The following is a 1,484-nucleotide window of genomic DNA, read 5'->3' as shown; positions in this document are numbered from 1 at the left end:
GGTAGTGTCGAGAAAGTTGGTGTAGAGCCCCATCCGAAGCGAGTCGGCCCGGCGTCCTAGAATCTGGAATACGGTTGATATCCTATGCCGCCTCGACCCTGTCCGCAAGCTCGAGGCCGGACTCGAGCATCTTCCTGGCCTCCGCCTCAAGCCGCGCCCAATCGACGGGACCGTCGATTCCCCGAGTGCGACCGTCATCGTAGAGCTCGTTCATCCTCACCTCCGAGAAGTACCTGGACTCCTGCCATATCTCGTCCTGCTCGCACATGACCGCGCCCGCGAGCCGCACCAGCGAGCCCGTGGAGGGGAACACCTGCACGACGCGCGACCTGCGCTTTATCTCCCGGTTGGTCCTCTCCTGCACGTTGTTGGTGCGCAGGCGCTTCCAGTGGGTCGGCGGGAAGTCGAGGTAGGCCAGCGCGTCGGGCTCGGCCTCCTCCAGCACCGCCGCCGCCCTGGGGCAGCACCCCTCCAGCATGTCGCACGCCGCGTGGTACATGGCCGTCACGGTGGCGGCGTCGCGCCCGCGGAACACCTGCGACACGATCCTGCCCACGCGGCGCCTGAGCTGCCAGGAGCCGGCCTCGCGCATGCAGTCGCGCATGAGGTGGACCGCGCAGCGCTGCCACGCGGCGCCCTGGAAGACCTCGCCGAGCGCCCGGACGAGCCCCGGGTGGGCGTCCGAGACGACGAGCCGCACGCCCGCCGCCCCGCGCGAGCGGATAGCCCGCAGGAAGGCGAGCCACGAGTCGTAGGACTCGGTGTCGACCACGTCGACGCCCAGGACGCGCCTCCAGCCGCCCGCATCGCAGCCGATGGCGGTGACCACGGCGGTGGAGGCGACGCGCCCCTCGCGGCGGCACTTGACGTAGGTCGCGTCGAGCCAGACGTAGGGCACCGGCGAGCCGCCGAGCGGCCTTGCGCACAGGTCCTCGATGTCTGCGTCCAGGCTCGAGGCGATGGCGCTCACCTGGTCCTTCGAGAGTCTGGAGACGCCCATCTTCTCGGCCACCCTCTGCACCTTGCGGGTGCTGGTGCCCGTGGCGTACATCTCGGCCACGGCGGCCACGAGGGCGCGGTCGACGCGCTGGTAGCGCTCGATCACGTCCTCGGGGAAGAAGCTGCCGGAGCGCAGCTTGGGGATGCGCAGCGTCAGCGTGCCGACGCAGGTGGCGAGCGACCTCTCGCGGTAGCCGTTTCGGCTGTTCCCCCCGCCACCGCAGAGCTGGTCGGCCTCGGCGTCCATCACGGCGTTCACGACCTGCTCGGCGAGACGCCTGAGCAGCTCCTGCATGTCGATGGCGCCGTCGTCGAAACGGGGCATGGCGAGCATGTCCGGCGTCGGGTCTGATAAGATTTCCATAGCGGTCTTCGTCCTTTCCTAGAACCTGTTGTTGTGGTGATTTCAGATTCTAGGACGAAGGCCGTTCTTCGTTAAACGGGCGCTAGGGCGTCACCCTTACACCAACATTTTCGACGCGATC

Annotated in this window: 1 protein-coding gene; it reads right to left on the bottom strand. The window is 68.0% G+C overall.

What is annotated here, in order from left to right:
* Positions 1–82: 82 nt before the first annotated feature.
* The gene (locus AB5202_RS09955; RefSeq protein WP_368144671.1) at positions 83–1,363 is read right to left on the bottom strand and encodes an IS256 family transposase; all 1,281 of its coding nucleotides are present in this window, start codon (positions 1,361–1,363) and stop codon (positions 83–85) included.
* Between the last annotated feature and the right edge of the window lie 121 nt (positions 1,364–1,484).

The organism is Collinsella aerofaciens, assembly GCF_040915545.1.
Lineage (GTDB): Bacteria > Actinomycetota > Coriobacteriia > Coriobacteriales > Coriobacteriaceae > Collinsella > Collinsella aerofaciens_BE.
The sequence above is the reverse complement of the archived record's forward strand: the minus strand, read 5'-3'. Positions and strand labels throughout refer to the sequence as shown.

Bases quoted from the DNA above. Each gene is read 5' to 3' on its own strand.
- AB5202_RS09955 (WP_368144671.1), bottom strand. From the start codon at position 1,363: ATGGAAATCTTATCAGACCCGACGCCGGACATGCTCGCCATGCCCCGT.